Source organism: Salmonella sp. SJTUF15591 (assembly GCF_043356435.1).
Lineage (GTDB): Bacteria > Pseudomonadota > Gammaproteobacteria > Enterobacterales > Enterobacteriaceae > Salmonella > Salmonella enterica.
The window spans coordinates 125,729-140,558 of record NZ_JBEUJO010000008.1 but is presented as its reverse complement, the minus strand read 5'-3'; the positions used below and the strand labels follow the sequence as shown (position 1 = coordinate 140,558).

Here is a 14,830-nt window from a genome sequence, read left to right as displayed (position 1 = left end):
AATAAGCATGGTTTATGAAGGCTGGCTTAATAATGCGTCATGATGTGATGTCCGTATTGCATGCTTTTTGCATGATTGCTGAAAACCATAGCTTCACGCGGGCAGCGGCGCAGTTACATATTTCCACGTCGGCGTTAAGTCAGAATATGCGCCAACTGGAGGATGAACTTGGCGTGAAATTGTTGAACCGAACCTCCCGGCGTGTCGGTTTGACAGAAGCAGGACATGCCTTTCTTGCCAGTATCAGGCCCGCATTGAACCATATTGATGAGGCGATGGAACATGCCCGCCAGAGCCGCGATATACCCGGAGGGACATTACGCCTGACCGTACCGCGCACGGCGGCTACGCTTTTGTTACAACCTAATCTCGCCGGTTTCATGCGCGATTATCCCGATATTCGGCTGGATATCGATGTGAATGACGGTTTTGTGGATTTAATTAACGAACGCTTTGATGCCGGTATTCGCTTTGGCGATGCGGTACAACTTGATATGAATGTCGTTCCGCTCGGTGATGTTTTACGCCCGGCGATCGTAGCATCCCCTGCATACCTTGCGCGTTTTGGTACGCCGCTGCACCCTCAGGAACTCATCAATCACCGCTGCCTTTGCCATCGTTTTACGCGTGAGAGCGGGCTATATCGGTGGGAGTTTGTTCATGGAGCGCAACGGCTGGAAATTACGCCGGAAGCCGCGTTAATGGTGAATGATAAAGCGTTGCGTCTCTCCGCCGCGCGTGATGGGGCAGGGCTAACCTATGTTTTTGAACAGGATGTCCATGAAGACTTACAGGATGGGCAGTTGTGTTCCGTACTTGAGGAGTGGCTGCCTGCGGCGGACCGGTTTTATTTGTATTATCCCGGCCGCGCGCATATGGCGCCAAAACTACGCGTATTTATTGATTATTTTTGTCATAAGGCGATATTGCCGTCTCAACAGAGCTATCACCGTTAGCGCTCTTCGCTCCAGTTGTCGCTATCAGACTGGTCGCCGCTGCTGGCGATTCGTTTCTCTTCGGCGGCCCATTCGCCCAAATCAATTAACTGGCAGCGTTTAGAACAAAATGGGCGGAAGGGGCTAATTTCCCCCCAGACGACCGGTTTACCGCAGGTCGGACAGTTTACGACGGTCACGTCAGACATTTTTACTCCTTAGCAACAGGCCAGTTCAAAATCAAGACGCTCCGGCACCAGACCATTTTCACTATCCAGCGGCATAAAGCGAATGGCAAAACGGCTCTTATGGCCGGAAATTTGCGGATAAAGTTGTGAATCGAGCGTCAGCATAAGACGCAGCAAATCGGCGTCGTCCCCGTTATCCTGATAAAAACCGTTCAGACTGGTTTGCTTACGGAAAGGCGCTGAATTACGGATCAGATCAAGCACCAGCGTCAGCGCCTGGGTGAGGGGATTCAGGCTGGCAAGCCAGCTTTCAATCTGGGCGTCGCGCTGCGCCTGTTGTAGGTGCAACCAGATATGCAGAGTGGGTAAATCGAAACTGCAACAGCCGCCAGGAATACTTAAGCGTTGACGCACAAGGGCAATCAAGCGATCTTCGCGTAGCTGCTGGCCAATCCTCGGGGCGGAGATCAGCACGCTGCCCGCGGATTTTAACTGCTGGCGCAGGGCTTCAATACGGTCTTGATCGACGCCGGGAACCTCAACCCAGGCCTGTAATTTACGCTGCTGGCGCTCCAGTTCTTTCAGCAGTTCGGTACGGACTTCGCCCCGTTCGAACACATCCAGTAGATCGCTGATGTTACGGAAAAAATGCAGTGCGCCAGCATGGTTTGCAATTGGCAGGTTGATGGAGAGCTGTTGGATCAAAAACTCTATGCGCAGCCACGTACGCATCTTCTCATTGAGAGGGTGTTCAAATAGGACCTGGGTGTGCATTACGGTTTTTCCTGTGAGACAAACTGCGACGCGAGCTTAAGATAACTGGCGTGCAGGCGGGCCACATCTGATGCGATAGCATCCGGTGCGCCGTTATTATCAATAACATCGTCCGCCACGGCAAGGCGCGCTTCACGCGTCGCCTGCGCAGCGAGAATGTGTTCAACATGCTCGCGCGTAACATCATCACGCTGCATTGTGCGTATGAGTTGCGTTTCGGGCGTAACGTCAACCACCAGTACGCGGTTGGCTTTTTGATACAGCCTGTTTTCAACCAGCAGAGGCACAACCCATAACACATAGGGCGACGTAGCCTGTTGAAACTGTCGTTGGGTTTCCTGCTGAATTAAGGGATGAAGCAGAGCGTTAAGCCAGGCTTTTTCTTCCGGATGCGAAAAAATACGCTCACGCAGCGCCCGGCGACGTAACGTGCCGTCGGCGGCGATAAGTTCAGAACCAAAATGTTCCGCTATTGCGTTCAGGGCGGGCTGCCCTGGCTCAACCATCTGGCGCGCGATAATATCCGCGTCGATGACGGTTATTCCGAGGTCAGCGAAGGCATCAGCGACGGTACTTTTACCGCTGCCAATACCGCCGGTTAAGGCTACGGTATACCTCATATCTCCAGCTTCCGGAATTTTAGTTTGACAATCAAAAGGTTAAATTTTAAACATACAAAGACGATGCGCTCTGAGCATTAACCTACTATTCGCCAGGTAAATTTATGGGATTGTAACGTAAAAAAAGAGAATTTCGCAGTCTTGTACGGCCATGATTAGTGCGTATGATAGCGTCACTGGAGTTGTGAGTTTCGATTTTTCGCCATTAACCCCAGGAATCCGCACATGCGTATTGAAGAAGATCTGAAGTTAGGTTTCAAAGACGTTCTTATCCGTCCTAAACGTTCTACCCTCAAAAGCCGTTCCGATGTCGAACTGGAACGTCAATTCACCTTTAAACACTCAGGTCAGACCTGGTCTGGCGTACCGATTATTGCGGCCAATATGGATACCGTCGGGACGTTTGAAATGGCGCAAGCATTGGCCGGGTTTGATATTCTGACTGCTGTACATAAACATTATACCGTTGAAGAGTGGGCAGCTTTTATCAACACGGCTTCGGCTGATGTTCTGAAGCATGTGATGGTTTCCACCGGCACCTCTGATGCTGATTTCGAAAAAACCGTGCAGATTCTGGCGCTGAATCCTGCGCTGAACTTTGTCTGTATTGATGTGGCCAATGGCTATTCAGAACATTTTGTGCAGTTCGTCGCGAAAGCACGTGAAGCATGGCCGACAAAAACAATCTGCGCAGGCAATGTGGTAACGGGCGAGATGTGCGAAGAGCTTATCCTCTCCGGCGCCGATATCGTGAAAGTGGGAATTGGTCCTGGCTCCGTATGCACGACGCGTGTAAAAACCGGCGTTGGTTATCCGCAACTGTCGGCGGTTATCGAATGTGCTGACGCGGCGCATGGCCTGGGCGGTATGATCGTCAGCGATGGCGGCTGCACCATGCCAGGCGACGTAGCAAAAGCCTTCGGCGGCGGCGCGGATTTCGTTATGTTGGGCGGCATGCTGGCGGGTCACGAAGAGAGCGGCGGCAGCGTGGTAGAAGAGAACGGCGAGAAATTTATGCTGTTCTACGGCATGAGTTCGGAATCTGCGATGAACCGTCATGTCGGCGGCGTTGCGAAATACCGTGCGGCAGAAGGTAAAACGGTTAAATTGCCGCTGCGTGGGCCGGTGGGCAATACTGCCCGCGATATCCTGGGCGGTCTACGCTCAGCCTGCACTTATGTCGGCGCGTCTCGCCTGAAAGAGTTGACCAAACGCACCACCTTTATTCGGGTGCAGGAACAAGAAAACCGCATTTTCAATAGCCTCTAATATTCTGGCTGGCGTAAATGTGCGCCAGCCTTATCCCATCCCGCTCATCGCGTCTCCCAAATGAAAAATCGGCAAATACATCGCCACCACCAGCGTACCGATAATTAAACCGGTGATGATCAATAACGCCGGTTCCAACAGCGACGCCAGATTATCGGCCAGCGCCAGCGTAGTTTCACTGTGGTGACGGGCAAGGTTATGCAGCATGATATCGAGTGAACCGGACGCTTCGCCCGTTCTGACCAGTTGCAGGCATAGCGGACTAAATTCCTGGGTATTTTTTAGCGCCAACCAGACCGGATTGCCCGCGGCGATCTCCTGATGTACCTGCGTTAAACGCTGTGACCAGTAAGGGCAGCCGAGACTCTCTATAGCGCTTTCCAGTCCCTGAAGAAAAGGAATGCCTGCGCTTTGGGTTAATGCCAGTACGGTGAATATTTGCGCTAGTTTCTGGCCTCTTATCAGGCGACCCATAACGGGAAGCCGTAGCAGAAGACGCTGCCGCTGCGTTTGCCAGGACGGCTTTTGTTTTACCCTGCGGTGAGCGATAGCAACGAGCATCGTCAGGAACAAGATGAGCCAACCCCATGCCGACCCCCATTGCGCTATCGCGATAATACCGCGCGTCAGAAGAGGGAGCGGGGTATTGAAGCTACGGTAAATGGCGGCAAATTCCGGCAGGACAAAGTGCAGCATGGCGAAAACGACCAGGGCGGCCATTGTTAGAATAATGGCGGGATAGCGCAGCGCCTTTTTCACGCTAACCGTAATCTGCCGTTGCGCTTTTTGCTGACGGGCCAGTTCAAAGCAGCATTCGGCCAGTTTGCCGGTCAGTTCTCCGGTGCGGATCATCGTCTGGTAGAGCGGCGGAAATACCTGCGGCCAGGAGACTAATGCGCTGGAAAAAGGGACGCCCTGTTCAAGCTCGTGAGCCAGCGTGCGCAACAGCGCTTGCCATTGTCGGTGTGGATGCTGTTGCGCAAGGAGTTCCAGCCCTTCAGAAAGCGTCAGCCCGGCATGAATGAGCGTGGCCAACTGATGAATAATTTCAGCGCTTTGCTCTTCTTTCCACAGTGCGGCGTTAACGCCCATGCGCTTGATGCGAAGCGGCATAATGCGCTGATGTTGCAGGGTGATGATCAGCGCCAGACGATTGTCCGCCCATACAACGTCTTGTTCCAGTTGACCTTTATCGTTAACGCCTTGCCAGCGCCAGAGCTGTTTAACGCTCATGGGGCATTCCCAGAACGCGCAGTATCTCTTCAAAGGACGTCATGCCTTGTTCAACGGCGCGACAGCCATTTTCAAAAAGCGTCCCTGTACCGGTCTGTTGGAGGTGGGCTTCCAGTGCTTGCGCCGATGCGCCGCTTGCAATTAACTGACGTAATGCCGGGGTAACGGTTAACACTTCGAATAACGCGGTTCGGCCATAAAAGCCGTGGTAGCAATGCTGACAGCCGCTTGCCTGCCAGCGCGGTATCGCGCTGGGCCAAAGATTGGGCGATAGCACTACGGGATCGTTCAGACGCTGTTTGCAGTGCGGGCAAAGCTTCCTTACCAGGCGTTGCGCTACCACCAGCGTAAGCGCCGATGAGATCATCCAGCGTGCTACGCCCATTTGCTGCAAACGTATCAGGGTTTCGCTGGTGGAGTTCGTATGGAGCGTTGAAAGTACCAGATGGCCCGTTTGTGCCGCCTTAATGGCGATTTCTGCGGTGTCGCCGTCACGAATTTCACCTACCATGATGATGTCAGGGTCCTGGCGTAAAAGCGCGCGCAGCACATTTTGAAAGGTGAGCCCGGCGCGGGGATGGATCTGCGTCTGGTTAATCCCATCCAGTGGAATTTCTATCGGATCCTCAACGCTACAGAGGTTGATACCCGGCGTATTCCGGGTTTGTAGCGCGCTGTATAGCGTGACCGTTTTTCCGCTACCGGTGGGGCCAGTCACCAGTACCAGCCCCTGAGGTTGCTGTAGAGCTTGTCTAAAAGCGGTAAGTTGTGCCCCGTACATGCCCAGCGTGTCCAGATCCAGCGTTTGTTCAACCTGATGCAACAACCGTAAGACGACTTTTTCGCCTTCTTTACAGGGAAGCGTGGCGATACGAAAAGAGATGCTGTCTCCCGACAGGTCAACGGTAAATTGCCCGTCCTGCGGCAGCCGATGTTCAGCGATGTCCAAATTTCCCAGGACTTTCAATCTGGCCGTCAGCGCAAGCCCCGTCTCTTTGGCGATGTCCTGCAGAATATGAAGAACGCCGTCGATGCGGAGTCTTATTCGGTAGCGGCTGGCGCCTGGTTCGAGATGGATATCAGAAGCGCGTTTCGCCATCGCCGAGCGTAATGTCTGATTGAGAAGCTGGGCTGCGGTTTCTCCGCCTTTCGCGGCGTTTGCCGAGGGAGCCTGATCCGGCTTATGCCGATGATTTTCCATTTGCTGGCGAGTCCAGCACACAATATCAATCTGTTTTTGCGTGGCGAAATGCAGAGCGTCCAGTAACGCATGAGAGGGCGCGTCGACCACCGCAACAGTGATACTGTTGCTGGCGCTATTGATCAGTACAGCCTGATGACGTTGACACAAGGTGTTGAGCTGAGCGTCTTTCATCTTGTCTCCTTAGTTGGCGTCAAAACGGAAGACATCTTCACAAGCCTGTTGTAACGCGCTGTCGCTTTGAATATTGCAGTTACGCGTCCAGCCGGTAATGCCGTTAGCATTGTCCCAGGCGGGCGTCATGATGACGTTAAGCCCGCTCAGACTCTCCTGGCCGGTAAGCGTGATGACGCCTTTTTCCACGCTCATGCCCGAAACATAACGGGTGATGACGGGCGAGGGGATACCGTTGACGCCCGCATCGCATGTGCTCGTCCCACCATGTTCCAGAGCGCAGAGTTCGACGGCAGTACGGTAGGGGACAAACGTTTGCAACATATCCGTCAGCGCCGCTTTACGCAGATAGTTCTGGTAAGCCGGAATGCCAATGGCGCTTAAAATGGCGATGATGCCAATAACGACCATCAGTTCGATAAGCGTGAAACCGCGTTGTTTTTCCATTGTTCGCTCCTTGAGTTAGCTGGCGCTACTGTGGCAAACGCGGGAAGAGCGGGCGAGCGGCAAAAGGTAAAACGGGAAGACGGATTCTGAAGATTTTTGCTGCGTTACATGACACGGCAACGTTATTGCGAGGCGCTACGAATATTTTACCGAATCACGACGCGGATCTCCGGACAGGTGATTTATAGACCCGACGGCGCAGCACCATCGGGTGGAGAGGATCAGCGAAAACGCATGGAGAGATCGAGCGCGCGCACGTGCTTGGTCAGCGCGCCAACGGAGATGAAATCCACCCCGGTTTCAGCAAATTCGCGTAAGGTTTCCGCGGTGACGTTGCCGGATACTTCCAGCCGCGCCTGGCCGTTGACGCGTTTCACCGCCTCGCGCATCTGGTCGGTGTTGAAATTATCCAGCATGATAATATCCGCGCCTGCTTTCAGCGCATCGTCCAGTTCATCCAGATTTTCGACCTCGACTTCTACCGGCACGTCCGGATGTAGCCAGAACGCTTTTTCCACCGCCTGACGAACCGAACCGGAGGCGATGATATGGTTTTCTTTAATCAGGAACGCGTCAGTGAGGCCCAGACGATGATTGGCGCCGCCGCCGCATAAAACCGCATATTTGAGCGCGGTGCGCAGACCCGGCAGCGTTTTACGCGTGTCGAGCAACTGGGTTTGGGTGCCAGCCAGCAGTCCAACGTAGCGGCGTACTTCACTGGCGACGCCGGAAAGGGTCTGGACAAAGTTTAGCGCCGTGCGCTCGCCGGTCAGCAATACGCGAGCCGGGCCGTTCAGTTCAAACACTGTTTGGTTGGCGTGAATGGCGTCGCCGTCATCGACATGCCAGGTGAGGCGCACATCATCGCCCGCCAGTTGGATGAAGACCTCTTCAACCCAGCGCTTGCCGCAGAAAACGCCGTCTTCACGAGTGATCACCGTGGCATGGGCTTGCGTATCTGCCGGCAAAAGTTGCGCGGTGATATCGTTGCCAGCATCGACTTCTCCACCTAAATCTTCACGCAGCGCCTGAGCAACGGCGGCAGGGATATCGAGATTAATGCGTTCCAGTAGCGCGTCACGTCGGTCGTCTGGGTTATAACGGCGAGGCGGCATGATAAAACTCCAAATTGCTAACGAATCATAAGGTAGAAACATGCTACTCTGAAGCAGCTATAAGCACCACTCAAAAGGAGACTCCGCATGTTGCCAGATAAGGGTTGGTTGGTAGAGGCGCGACGCGTCCCTTCTCCGCATTATGATTGCCGTCCGGATGACGAAAAACCGTCCTTGCTGGTGGTGCATAATATTAGCCTGCCCCCCGGCGAGTTTGGCGGTCCGTGGATCGATGCATTATTCACCGGAACGATAGATCCAGACGCCCATCCTTTTTTTGCAGAAATCGCTCATCTTCGTGTTTCGGCCCATTGTCTGATTCGTCGCGACGGTGAAATCGTCCAGTATGTGCCTTTTGATAAGCGTGCGTGGCATGCGGGCGTGTCAAACTATCAGGGGCGGGAACGTTGTAATGATTTCTCCATTGGTATTGAGCTGGAGGGGACGGATACGCTGGCTTATACCGATGCGCAGTATCAGCAGCTAGCCGCCGTGACGCGCACGCTTATCGCTTGCTATCCGGCGATCGCCGACAATATGACCGGACACTGTAACATTGCGCCTGACCGCAAAACGGACCCTGGCCCTGCCTTTGACTGGCCGCGCTTTCGCGCTTTGGTAGCCCTTTCGTCGCACAAGGAGATGACATGACGCTGTTTACGACATTACTGGTGCTGATTGTCGAGCGCCTGTTTAAGCTGGGCGAGCACTGGCAGCTCGATCATCGGCTGGAGGCGCTATTCCGTCGGATTACGCATTTTTCGATGTTGCGCACGATGGGAATGACGGCGATCGCGATGGTGGTGACTTTTCTACTGCTCCAGGCGTTAAAAGGGCTGCTATTTAACGTGCCGACGCTGGTGATGTGGATTCTCCTGGGCGTGCTGTGTATCGGCGCGGGCAAAGTGCGAGTACATTATCACGCCTGGCTGAAAGCGGCGTCCCGTAACGATCCGCATCCTTGCGAGGCGATGGCCAGCGAGCTTACGCTGATTCACGGCGTGCCGCCGGATTGTAATGAGCGTGAATTTTTGCGTGAGCTGCAAAATGCGTTGTTATGGATAAATTTCCGTTTTTACCTCGCACCGCTATTTTGGTTTATCGTTGGCGGTCCATGGGGGCCGGTAACGCTGGTGGGCTATGCGTTTTTACGGGCCTGGCAGACCTGGCTGGCGCGCTATCAGACGCCGCACCAACGTTTGCAATCCGGCATTGACGCTATTCTTCATGTGCTGGACTGGATTCCGGTACGTCTGGCGGGCGTAGTGTATGCATTACTGGGGCATGGCGAGAAAGCGTTGCCGGCCTGGTTTGCCTCGCTGACGGATCTGCATACTTCGCAGTATCAGGTGCTCACACGTCTGGCGCAGTTCTCACTGGCGCGCGAACCGCATACTGACAAAGTAGAAACCCCCAAAGCGGCGGTGTCGATGGCGAAGAAGGCCTCGTTTGTGGTGGTGGTGATTATTGCGTTGCTCACCATTTATGGGGCATTAGTGTAGCGTTGTGCCGATGGCGCTAACGCTTATGCTGCCTACAATGGAAAAATCTGTAGGCCCGGTAAGCGTTAGCGCCACCGGGCAGTGCAACGGCTTAGATCGTATCGGCTGGCGGCACGCCAAAATCAGGCATCCCGTTTTCGTCCCAGCGCACCCGTTTCAGACGCGTATGGCGGTTGGGATCGTACAACGGATCGCCTTCAATTTCGGTGTAATTTCTCGCGTGGTACACCAGTACATCTTCACCTTCCGGCGTTTGCGTAAAGCTGTTGTGTCCCGGCCCATACTGGCGATTTTCATGGCTGGTGGTAAAGACCGGGCGCGGTGATTTATGCCAGTTGGCCGGATCGCGCGGATCGTCGTTTACGTTAATCCACAGTAATCCCATACAGTAGTTTTCATCGGTGGCGCTGGCCGAATAGCTGATAAACAGCTTGTCGCCATGCACCACGACGGCCGGACCTTCGTTAACCCAAAAACCCCGACACTCCCAGTCGTACTCTGGCTTACTGAGTCTTACCGGCTCGCCTTTAATCGTCCACGGATTTTCCAGTTCAGCCAGATAAATATTTGAGTTACCGGCAATATCCGGCGCTTTTTGCGCCCACAGATACCACTGTTTTCCCTGATGATAAAAAGTGGTGGCATCGAGGGCGAAGGTATCAAACGGTGTTTTAATTTGACCTTTCTCCGTCCACTTGCCGGTGAGTGGGTCGGCATCGGCGCACTCCAGGGCAAACATGCGGTGCTGGAACATTCCCAGCTTATCAAGCGCTTGAGTATGGGTAGCGGCAAAATAGATGTACCACTTACCGTTGATGCGGTGCATTTCCGGTGCCCAGATGAGCTGGCTCATCGGGCCTGTTTTCGGTTTGCGCCAGACGACAACGGGGTCGGCGGTGCGCAACCCTTCCAGCGAATCAGCCCGGCGGATTTCCAGCCTGTCATATTCCGGTACGGAGGCAATAAAGTAGTAATCACTGCCGTCGCGTAAAATAAATGGATCGGCACGTTGTTCAATAAACGGGTTTGGCCAGTTTGCCATCAGGCTTTCCTTACGCTTTCAGCGGCTTTGAGCTCCTGCAACTCACTCAATTCGCGGTAATTAGTGCGACGTTTTTCCAAATCGTCCTGGATTTTTTTCATCAGTTCACGGTCAACTTTCAGCAGACGTACCACGCCTGCGGTAATCAGATAGCCAACGCCGGGGATAACGGTAAACAACAGCATAATACCGTTCATCGCCGAGGCGCTTTGCGCTTTGGCGCTGGCGTCATAACCGTACCAGGAGAGCAAAAAGCCGACCATCGCCCCGGCAATCGCCAGGCCCAGTTTCAGGAAGAACAGATTACCGGAGAAGCTAATACCGGTAATGCGTTTGCCGGTTTTCCATTCGCCGTAATCATCGACGTCCGCCATCAGCGACCAGTGCAACGGGGAAGGGATCTGATGCAGAATATTGAGCAGAAAGTAGAGCGCCACTATCATCACGGTAGCTTTCGGATCAAAGAAATAGAACGCGCAGGAGAAAATCGCCAGCGCGATATTGGTCCAGAAAAATACCTTCAATTTACACCAGCGATCGGTTAAGACTTTTGCCAGCATACTGCCGATCATCATACCGACCACGCCAAGGCTAATAAAAAGCGTAGCGAAATGGGTGCTTTGTCCCATCACCCAGGTGACGTAATACATGGTCGCCGCCATACGGATAAACCCCGGGCAGACGTTACATAAGGTCAATAGCAGAATGCGTACCCATTGATCGTTTTTCCACACGTCTTTGAAATCATTCTTCATATCATCGTGCGTCGGAACGGCAGGGCGAACGCGTTCGCGGACGCTGGCAAAGCAGAACAGAAACATACCCATGCCGATAATCGCCAGCACGGTCATCGCCAACTGATAGCCTTTGGCTTTGTCGCCGCCGCCAAACCAGTCCACCATCGGCAATAGCGTTAACGATAGCAACAGCGTCGCGATGCCGACTAACACGAAGCGATAAGCCTGACAGGCCACGCGCTCTTTTGGATCATTGGTGATCACGCCGCCCAGTGAGCAATAGGGAATATTGATGGCGGTGTAGGTCACAGAAAGCAGAAAATAGGTGACGAAAGCATAGACAACTTTGCTGTTATAGCCCCAGTCCGGCGTCGTGAACATCAGCACGCTGAACAGCGCGTAGGGAAATGCAATCCACAGTAGCCAGGGGCGGAAACGACCATATTTACTTTGGGTACGATCGGCAAGCGCGCCCATCACCGGATCGGTAACGGCATCGATAACGCGTACTGAAAGGAGTAAAACACCGACTAACGCCGGGGCAAGACCAAAAATATCCGTATAAAAATAATTAACAAACAGCATGATAGCGCCAAAAATAATGTTACATCCGGCGTCGCCCATGCCATACCCGATTTTCTCTCTTACCGAAAGTCTGCCCTTATCCATTGAGACTTCTCCCCATCAGATGATGGCGGTAATTATTCGCCTGCGAGCTTTTATTTGCGTAGCAGGATCACGCCGCTGATATGGATAAAATGGTTATACGTGGGAAACTGTGAGGCAGATAACACCCTCCCCGGACGGGGAGGGCAGAAAAGTAACGCCACGATCAGTGGGCTTTCACCGTTTTTGCCGTTTTTTCTTTACACAGGTAGCCGACGCCCAGGATGAGCAACCATACCGGAATCAGCCACACGGAGATCGCCATACCTGGCGTCATCAGCATAATGATCAATACCGCCGCCATAAACAGCAGGCAGAGAACGTTGCCGAACGGATAAAACAGGGCCGGGAAGCGGGTTTTCACGCCCTGCTGCTGTTTCGCGCGACGGAACATCATATGGGCAAGGCTAATCATCGCCCAGTTAATGACCAGCGCGGAGACCACCAGCGCCATCAGCAGTCCGAATGCGGACTCTGGGGCCAGGTAGTTGAGCAGCACGCACAACGCCGTCACGACGGCGGAAACCAAAATGGAGCTCACCGGCACGCCGCGTTTGTCGACGTTCAGCAGCGCTTTCGGCGCATTTCCCTGCTGGGCCAGACCGAACAGCATACGGCTGTTGCAGTAAACGCAGCTGTTATAAACCGATAGCGCGGCGGTGAGAACCACGATATTCAGCGCATTGGCGACAAACGTATCGCCCAGCTCATGGAAGATAAGAACAAACGGGCTGGTATCGGCGGTGACGCGCGTCCATGGCAGCAGCGAAAGCAGAACCGCCAGCGAGCCGATATAAAAAATCAGGATGCGATAGATAACCTGATTGGTAGCTTTGGGAATGCTCTGTTCCGGGTTATCGGCTTCAGCGGCGGTGATCCCTACCAGCTCCAGTCCGCCGAAAGAAAACATAATAATGGCCATCATCATCACCAGCCCGGTCCAGCCATGCGGCAGAAAGCCGCCCTGTTCCCACAGGTTGCGCACGGTGGCCTGCGGACCAGCGGTATCGCTGAAGAGTAACCACGCGCCGAACAGAATCATAGCGATGACGGCGATCACTTTAATAATGGCGAACCAAAACTCCATCTCACCGAACACTTTAACGTTGGTCAGGTTGATGGCGTTGATAATCACAAAGAAGGCTGCCGCAGAAGCCCAGGTGGGGATCTCCGGATACCAGAACTGGATATATTTACCCACTGCGGTCAGTTCCGCCATGGCAACTAATACGTACAGCACCCAGTAGTTCCAGCCGGAAGCGAATCCGGCAAAGCCGCCCCAGTATTTATAGGCGAAGTGGCTAAAAGAGCCGGCGACCGGTTCTTCAACCACCATCTCCCCCAGCTGGCGCATAATCAGAAAGGCAATAAAGCCTGCAATCGCATAGCCCAGGATAATTCCTGGCCCCGCCGACTGAATAACGGAGGCGCTTCCCAGGAACAAGCCTGTCCCTATCGCGCCGCCCAATGCGATAAGCTGAATATGGCGGTTTTTCAGGCCGCGCTTGAGCTGCTCGCCGTGCTGCTGACTGTCCATTATAAAACCTCGTGTATCGGGCGCGGTTTATTCATAACGCGCTTATTTTGAACGATGCAGTAGTGCGTGTGTAAGTTTGCAATTCCGCTTTTTGTATTGATTTATTTACAAGCTCGTTTTTTAAAATGTCACTTCAACTCTTTCGTCTTGATCAGAATAATGGTATGTGGCCGCGAATGCACCTGCTTTGTGCAGGGGTGATGACGAGTTGCGTAAAAAGAAAGCACTTGTAAATACCTCCTTTTATTTTCCCTTACAGATGTTAATTTGTTTTTATTCATTATTTATGCATAAAAACGCATTTAATCTGCTGTTGAATCGGTTCAGATGAGATTTTTTATCGTTTCAAATACGTTAAATCTACCTCCTGGTGGGTAAATTTAACATTTGTGCACAGTTACAGTTTTGAAACATGATTTCTGTAAAATTGTTAAAATGTGCCTCCTTTACTGATTTCAATCAAAACCTGTATGGACAGAAGGTGAATACTTTGTTACTTTAGCGTCACAGACATGAAATTGGTAAGACCAATTGACTCCGGGCAAATGGCTTAAGACAGGAAATCATGGCCTACAGCAAAATCCGCCAACCAAAACTCTCCGATGTGATCGAGCAGCAGCTGGAGTTTTTAATCCTTGAGGGAACATTGCGTCCCGGAGAAAAACTCCCACCGGAACGTGAACTGGCAAAACAGTTCGACGTCTCCCGTCCCTCCTTGCGCGAGGCGATTCAACGTCTCGAAGCGAAGGGATTGTTGCTTCGTCGCCAGGGCGGCGGAACCTTCGTGCAGAGCAGCCTGTGGCAGAGCTTTAGCGACCCGCTGGTGGAATTGCTCTCCGATCACCCTGAATCCCAGTTTGACCTGCTCGAAACGCGCCATGCGCTGGAAGGCATTGCGGCTTATTACGCGGCGCTGCGCAGCACCGACGAAGATAAAGACCGTATTCGCGAGCTGCACCATGCCATTGAGCTGGCGCAAGAGTCCGGCGATCTGGATGCCGAGTCCGAAGCCGTGCTCCAGTATCAAATCGCCGTCACCGAAGCGGCACACAACGTGGTATTGCTTCATCTGCTAAGGTGTATGGAGCCGATGCTGGCGCAAAACGTGCGGCAGAACTTCGAATTGCTGTATGCGCGTCGGGAGATGCTGCCGCTGGTGAGTACGCATCGCACCCGTATATTTGAAGCCATTATGGCCGGAAAACCAGAAGAAGCGCGTGAAGCGTCACACCGCCATCTGGCGTTTATCGAAGAGATTATGTTGGACAGAAGCCGTGAGGAGAGCCGTCGTGAACGCGCTTTACGCCGCCTGGAACAGCGCAAGAATTAGTTTTTTCTGGCAGAACGTTAACCAGAAGATGTTGTGAATAAAGCGCAAAAATGTGCGCGG

At 53.2% G+C, this 14,830-nt stretch carries 15 protein-coding genes; 5 read left to right on the top strand and 10 right to left on the bottom strand.

Features of this window, described 5'->3' with window-relative positions:
• Positions 1-14: 14 nt before the first annotated feature.
• Positions 15-956 (top strand): LysR family transcriptional regulator, encoded by a 942-nt coding sequence (locus tag ABVM99_RS18415; RefSeq protein WP_023195282.1) that lies wholly within the window; start codon positions 15-17, stop codon positions 954-956.
• Here the strand turns inward: ABVM99_RS18415 and yacG are convergent.
• The 3 genes from yacG to coaE are packed head-to-tail and all read right to left on the bottom strand — an operon-like array spanning position 953 to position 2,517.
• Positions 953-1,144: a DNA gyrase inhibitor YacG gene (gene yacG, locus ABVM99_RS18410; protein WP_023195283.1), complete on the bottom strand. Its 192-nt coding sequence runs from the start codon at positions 1,142-1,144 to the stop codon at positions 953-955. The two genes, ABVM99_RS18415 and yacG, sit on opposite strands and share 4 nt — an antisense overlap.
• Positions 1,145-1,153: 9 nt before the next feature.
• Positions 1,154-1,897, bottom strand: coding sequence for a cell division protein ZapD (gene zapD, locus ABVM99_RS18405; RefSeq protein ID WP_023195284.1), 744 nt, complete (start codon positions 1,895-1,897; stop codon positions 1,154-1,156).
• Positions 1,897-2,517, bottom strand: coding sequence for a dephospho-CoA kinase (gene coaE, locus ABVM99_RS18400; protein ID WP_001270913.1), 621 nt, complete (start codon positions 2,515-2,517; stop codon positions 1,897-1,899). The genes zapD and coaE overlap by 1 nt, the downstream gene beginning before the upstream one ends.
• Positions 2,518-2,742: 225 nt before the next feature.
• Between coaE and ABVM99_RS18395 the strand changes: the two genes are divergently transcribed.
• Complete coding sequence (locus ABVM99_RS18395) at positions 2,743-3,786, top strand: GMP reductase (protein ID WP_001217365.1); 1,044 nt, start codon at positions 2,743-2,745, stop codon at positions 3,784-3,786.
• A gap of 30 nt (positions 3,787-3,816) precedes the next feature.
• Here the strand turns inward: ABVM99_RS18395 and hofC are convergent, their stop codons facing one another.
• The 4 genes from hofC to nadC form a co-directional block, all read right to left on the bottom strand.
• Positions 3,817-5,019, bottom strand: a complete 1,203-nt coding sequence (gene hofC / locus ABVM99_RS18390; RefSeq protein WP_023195285.1) for a protein transport protein HofC — start codon at positions 5,017-5,019, stop codon at positions 3,817-3,819.
• Positions 5,009-6,394 (bottom strand): type II secretion system protein GspE, encoded by a 1,386-nt coding sequence (gspE, locus tag ABVM99_RS18385; protein ID WP_023195286.1) that lies wholly within the window; start codon positions 6,392-6,394, stop codon positions 5,009-5,011. The genes hofC and gspE overlap by 11 nt, the downstream gene beginning before the upstream one ends.
• 9 nt (positions 6,395-6,403) lie before the next feature.
• The gene (ppdD, locus tag ABVM99_RS18380; RefSeq protein WP_000414988.1) at positions 6,404-6,841 is read right to left on the bottom strand and encodes a prepilin peptidase-dependent pilin; all 438 of its coding nucleotides are present in this window, start codon (positions 6,839-6,841) and stop codon (positions 6,404-6,406) included.
• Between the two features lie 221 nt (positions 6,842-7,062).
• Complete coding sequence (nadC, locus tag ABVM99_RS18375; RefSeq protein ID WP_001135136.1) at positions 7,063-7,956, bottom strand: carboxylating nicotinate-nucleotide diphosphorylase; 894 nt, start codon at positions 7,954-7,956, stop codon at positions 7,063-7,065.
• An 87-nt stretch (positions 7,957-8,043) separates the two neighbouring features.
• Between nadC and ampD the strand changes: the two genes are divergently transcribed.
• Together ampD and ampE are read left to right on the top strand one after the other, a co-directional pair.
• Positions 8,044-8,607, top strand: a complete 564-nt coding sequence (gene ampD / locus ABVM99_RS18370) for a 1,6-anhydro-N-acetylmuramyl-L-alanine amidase AmpD (RefSeq protein WP_000936326.1) — start codon at positions 8,044-8,046, stop codon at positions 8,605-8,607.
• A complete protein-coding gene (ampE, locus tag ABVM99_RS18365) occupies positions 8,604-9,458 on the top strand; it encodes a beta-lactamase regulator AmpE (protein ID WP_023195287.1) in 855 nt (284 codons plus the stop codon). The genes ampD and ampE overlap by 4 nt, the downstream gene beginning before the upstream one ends.
• Before the next feature lie 91 nt (positions 9,459-9,549).
• Here ampE and ABVM99_RS18360 read toward each other — a convergent pair whose 3' ends face one another.
• The 3 genes from ABVM99_RS18360 to aroP all read right to left on the bottom strand — a co-directional run bounded on the left by ABVM99_RS18360 (position 9,550) and on the right by aroP (position 13,443).
• Complete coding sequence (locus ABVM99_RS18360; RefSeq protein WP_023195288.1) at positions 9,550-10,500, bottom strand: family 43 glycosylhydrolase; 951 nt, start codon at positions 10,498-10,500, stop codon at positions 9,550-9,552.
• Positions 10,500-11,906 (bottom strand): glycoside-pentoside-hexuronide (GPH):cation symporter, encoded by a 1,407-nt coding sequence (locus ABVM99_RS18355; protein ID WP_000357539.1) that lies wholly within the window; start codon positions 11,904-11,906, stop codon positions 10,500-10,502. Before ABVM99_RS18355 ends, ABVM99_RS18360 begins: the two co-directional genes overlap by 1 nt.
• A gap of 163 nt (positions 11,907-12,069) precedes the next feature.
• Complete coding sequence (aroP, locus tag ABVM99_RS18350; RefSeq protein WP_000969487.1) at positions 12,070-13,443, bottom strand: aromatic amino acid transporter AroP; 1,374 nt, start codon at positions 13,441-13,443, stop codon at positions 12,070-12,072.
• Between the two features lie 562 nt (positions 13,444-14,005).
• Between aroP and pdhR the strand changes: the two genes are divergently transcribed.
• A complete protein-coding gene (pdhR, locus tag ABVM99_RS18345) occupies positions 14,006-14,770 on the top strand; it encodes a pyruvate dehydrogenase complex transcriptional repressor PdhR (RefSeq protein ID WP_000331771.1) in 765 nt (254 codons plus the stop codon).
• Positions 14,771-14,830 lie beyond the last annotated feature (60 nt).

Coding starts and splice junctions, on each gene's coding strand:
- ABVM99_RS18360 (WP_023195288.1), bottom strand. CDS start 10,500: ATGGCAAACTGGCCAAACCCGTTTATTGAACAACGTGCCGATCCATTT.
- gspE (WP_023195286.1), bottom strand. CDS start 6,394: ATGAAAGACGCTCAGCTCAACACCTTGTGTCAACGTCATCAGGCTGTA.
- ampE (WP_023195287.1), top strand. CDS start 8,604: ATGACGCTGTTTACGACATTACTGGTGCTGATTGTCGAGCGCCTGTTT.
- ABVM99_RS18395 (WP_001217365.1), top strand. CDS start 2,743: ATGCGTATTGAAGAAGATCTGAAGTTAGGTTTCAAAGACGTTCTTATC.
- hofC (WP_023195285.1), bottom strand. CDS start 5,019: ATGAGCGTTAAACAGCTCTGGCGCTGGCAAGGCGTTAACGATAAAGGT.
- coaE (WP_001270913.1), bottom strand. CDS start 2,517: ATGAGGTATACCGTAGCCTTAACCGGCGGTATTGGCAGCGGTAAAAGT.
- pdhR (WP_000331771.1), top strand. CDS start 14,006: ATGGCCTACAGCAAAATCCGCCAACCAAAACTCTCCGATGTGATCGAG.
- ppdD (WP_000414988.1), bottom strand. CDS start 6,841: ATGGAAAAACAACGCGGTTTCACGCTTATCGAACTGATGGTCGTTATT.
- yacG (WP_023195283.1), bottom strand. CDS start 1,144: ATGTCTGACGTGACCGTCGTAAACTGTCCGACCTGCGGTAAACCGGTC.
- zapD (WP_023195284.1), bottom strand. CDS start 1,897: ATGCACACCCAGGTCCTATTTGAACACCCTCTCAATGAGAAGATGCGT.
- ampD (WP_000936326.1), top strand. CDS start 8,044: ATGTTGCCAGATAAGGGTTGGTTGGTAGAGGCGCGACGCGTCCCTTCT.
- ABVM99_RS18415 (WP_023195282.1), top strand. CDS start 15: ATGAAGGCTGGCTTAATAATGCGTCATGATGTGATGTCCGTATTGCAT.
- ABVM99_RS18355 (WP_000357539.1), bottom strand. CDS start 11,906: ATGGATAAGGGCAGACTTTCGGTAAGAGAGAAAATCGGGTATGGCATG.
- nadC (WP_001135136.1), bottom strand. CDS start 7,956: ATGCCGCCTCGCCGTTATAACCCAGACGACCGACGTGACGCGCTACTG.